We start from the raw sequence: 2,912 nt of genomic DNA on the forward strand, positions 1-2,912 counted from the left end.
GAGATACCATCACTCCGGAGCAGGCCAAAACGGCTTTTCTCCAGGCGCAGCCCATCCGGCTGGTGTACACATGGCCGACATTCGGCAATCAGGCGGCCCCGCAAGGCCAGTTGGTGTATGAGTTCGATCCGAATCACCTGATCCAGTACATCGACGCCTTCACCGGAAAGCCGGTGCTTTTCACCACTCGCTAGGTATAACCTTTCGGATGGGTCAACCGAAGCGGTCCCTCCATCCCGCAACGGGCGGGTGTGGGAGCAGGATGGAGAATCGTCGCGAGAACTGGACTCGGCGGTCTGAAAAGGAGCATGGCACTGGTCGGCGAGCTTTGCGAGCAAAGGCCCCCGCTGTCCTCATTGGATCGGGGGCCTTTGATTTTGTCGGGTCATTTCCTCAACCGCATGTTGCAGCTCTTGCATGAGGGAATCGAAGTCATCGGGGACGCGAAGATGGCCCACCACGGCACCCTTGTCCTCTAAATCTTCCGTGTAGAGCAACTGCTGTAAAAACAGTTTGGCCGAAAAAAACTTTTCGCCATCCTCCTTAAAAATTTCACCGGCCTCGCGAACGATATCCTCAAGGCTCATGATACCACTTTTTAACGGCGCGCGTTTCTGCGGTTTTGGGGTCGATTTGATCCAAAAACACGAGCCTACACCCCCGGAATTTTGCGAGTGGGTTTCCACCGCTCCCCCTTTTGGAGCGGGGGGAGAGGCTTGCCCCAAAGGGCGATGGACCAAAAATTCGCCACGGGCCTGGGCAACTCCCGATTGCCCTCCAGGTCCTCGCGAACAACCTGCTCGAACCTGTCGCGGCCGTAGGTTTGGGCGGCCCACTCCACCTGTTCCCACGTACCCGTGACCATGACCGTTTTGATCACAAACTTCCAATTCCGGACCGGGTCAATGCTTTCGGGCACGTAGTTATGAAACAACGGCCAAAGAAATGCCGGTATTTTCTCAGGGATTGCCATTCCTCCGCGCCCCCTTTGCCTATATTGTTATTATGGAGAATCCCGTGAATGATGTCCAACATCCCGCGTTGACAATCCCCACCATCATCAGGTAAAAGGAAGGCAACCGCCTGATCTCCTCGAACCAGCTCCCGTTCGACGACCACCCTCGGAAAGGACGGTGCGGATGTTAATGGACCGCTTCGGTATCGACGACCGTTTGTTGCAGGATATCGTCGCCGTCCTCAGCGGCAATGAACGCGTCGAACGCGCCGCCGTCTACGGCTCCCGAGCCCGGGGCGATTACCGCACATCCTCGGATATCGACATCTGCCTGTACGGAGACAAACTGACCGTTCGGGACTTAAACCTGCTCCAGGACGCTTTCGAACAACTCCGAACCGCTCTTCGTTTTGACGTGGTTCACTATCAGCGGGTCTCGAATCCATCTTTAAAACAGGCCATCGACCGGGAGGGGGTGCAGATTTATGTCAACCATTCGGCTCTCCGAAAAATACCGTGATTACCAAAAAGCTCTTCGTCGGCTGGGCGAAAGTCTCACGATCGACCCGGGTCAAGATATCGTCGTGGACGGCGTCATCCAACGATTTGAGTTTACCTTTGAGCTCAGCTGGAAGCTGATGCAAACGTACCTGGCCCGGGAAGGTTTTGAGGTCAACAGCCCGCGGAGCGCGATTCGGGAAGCTTTTTCCGTCGGGCTGCTCGACGACGGGGACGGATGGATTGATATGATGCTGGATCAGAACCGTGCTTCCCACACGTATGACGAACAGACGGCGAGAGACATCTATCAGCGGATTAAAGAATCTCATTATCCGAAACTTTGCGACCTGGAGACGAAGATCGCCGGCTTTTTGCAGCAGGAAGGGCGAGAACCGGGAATCGATCGACCGGGCGGAACGGAGCTATGACGACCGAACAGACCATAGCCATGTCTATCCCCGGATGGCCGCGACGTCCATCTGTTTCAGTCCAAAAAGAGAACCCGGGAGCAGGTCCCGGAACTCCCGAGTCGGCCGGGTCAAGGAAGTTCTTGATCAAATGACATGGGCGCCCATGGTCACCCTCAATTTCTCCAGGCCTTTACCTTGTTAATGATTTCGAGCTCAAGTTGACTGTTCTTGAACGCAAGGCGTTTCCCAATGAAAAACGCATCCAATAAAGCCCATATACCCAATCCGCCCAAAGTCAATGTCATGGCCACACCTCGTCCGATGTCGCCCAAATAGTACCGGTGTCCACCGACTGCCCCCAAGAACAGCCACAGGAGCCACATGACGACCGGGGACTTTGCCCGCCGCTCCAACTCCATATTGACCATGGTCAGTTTTTCGGCGGTTAAGTCTCTTTTCAAAGCAATCAAATCCAACCGTAAAAACACCTCCCGGGATAACTGTGCAACCATCACCCTTCATGGCCAACAATGTCCGCCTCTTAATGCCATTGCCAAAAAATGAGAGTTCACTCAATGCGCTTTCACACCCCCCTCCGGCTCATCCCGATCCCGGCCAAATTCGCGGTGAACCCGATTATAGTATACCATGCCGCGAAACCCGTGAACGCACAGCAGGCAGTGGGCCCGAAGATCAAGCGGACTGTTCATTGCCTTTCTCCTCAGCGGTGCAGAGTGTGGACATTGGCCTTTGAAAGGGACCGGATCAGATTGGCGTCGTCTTGGGCTAAACGTTTCAGGTCGGCGACATTTCGCGTCACAACAACCAGTTCATGGACAATGGCCGTCGCCGCAATGAGACTGTCCATCATCGGCAGTGTCAGTCCTTGCCGCACGGCTTGGTCCCTCAATCGCCCCCGGAGAACCTTCTAAAAGGGGATCCTCTGGTCCTTGAAACGTGTCACCGGGTGACGGTGCCGGCAGAACCGGCGGCTTGGAGGGCTTTTCCCCATTCCGGATCACGTAAAATACTCAATGATCGCCCCG

Annotated in this window: 8 protein-coding genes; 3 read left to right on the forward strand and 5 right to left on the reverse strand. The window is 55.2% G+C overall.

Going from position 1 to position 2,912, the window contains the following annotated elements:
• Positions 1-194 (forward strand): PepSY domain-containing protein (locus K6T64_RS16565; protein ID WP_288011289.1); only part of this gene is annotated, 194 nt, incomplete at its 5' end.
• Between the two features lie 159 nt (positions 195-353).
• On the opposite strand, the gene K6T64_RS16570 is transcribed toward K6T64_RS16565, so the two are convergent.
• Both K6T64_RS16570 and K6T64_RS16575 read right to left on the reverse strand, forming a co-directional pair.
• Positions 354-587, reverse strand: coding sequence for a hypothetical protein (locus tag K6T64_RS16570; RefSeq protein ID WP_288011292.1), 234 nt, complete (start codon positions 585-587; stop codon positions 354-356).
• Positions 588-652: 65 nt separating this feature from the next.
• On the reverse strand, positions 653-973 hold the full coding sequence (locus K6T64_RS16575; protein WP_288011294.1) for a DUF6922 domain-containing protein: 321 nt from the start codon (positions 971-973) through the stop codon (positions 653-655).
• 166 nt (positions 974-1,139) lie between these two features.
• On the opposite strand from K6T64_RS16575, the gene K6T64_RS16580 reads away from it, so the two are divergent.
• Positions 1,140-1,475, forward strand: a complete 336-nt coding sequence (locus K6T64_RS16580; protein WP_288011297.1) for a nucleotidyltransferase domain-containing protein — start codon at positions 1,140-1,142, stop codon at positions 1,473-1,475.
• The gene (locus tag K6T64_RS16585; protein ID WP_288011300.1) at positions 1,441-1,884 is read left to right on the forward strand and encodes a nucleotidyltransferase substrate binding protein; all 444 of its coding nucleotides are present in this window, start codon (positions 1,441-1,443) and stop codon (positions 1,882-1,884) included. The genes K6T64_RS16580 and K6T64_RS16585 overlap by 35 nt, the downstream gene beginning before the upstream one ends.
• 155 nt (positions 1,885-2,039) lie before the next feature.
• Here the strand turns inward: K6T64_RS16585 and K6T64_RS16590 are convergent, their stop codons facing one another.
• Genes K6T64_RS16590 through K6T64_RS16600 form a run of 3 tightly spaced genes read right to left on the reverse strand, consistent with a single transcriptional unit; the run spans position 2,040 to position 2,761 of the window.
• Complete coding sequence (locus tag K6T64_RS16590; RefSeq protein WP_353737845.1) at positions 2,040-2,378, reverse strand: TM2 domain-containing protein; 339 nt, start codon at positions 2,376-2,378, stop codon at positions 2,040-2,042.
• Positions 2,379-2,438: 60 nt separating this feature from the next.
• The gene (locus tag K6T64_RS16595) at positions 2,439-2,576 is read right to left on the reverse strand and encodes a hypothetical protein (RefSeq protein ID WP_288011303.1); all 138 of its coding nucleotides are present in this window, start codon (positions 2,574-2,576) and stop codon (positions 2,439-2,441) included.
• 11 nt (positions 2,577-2,587) lie between these two features.
• The gene (locus K6T64_RS16600; RefSeq protein ID WP_288011306.1) at positions 2,588-2,761 is read right to left on the reverse strand and encodes a PIN domain-containing protein; all 174 of its coding nucleotides are present in this window, start codon (positions 2,759-2,761) and stop codon (positions 2,588-2,590) included.
• Positions 2,762-2,912: the final 151 nt, after the last annotated feature.

The sequence above is a fragment of the Kyrpidia sp. genome (assembly GCF_023512215.1).
Classification (GTDB): Bacteria; Bacillota; Bacilli; order Kyrpidiales; family Kyrpidiaceae; genus Kyrpidia; species Kyrpidia spormannii.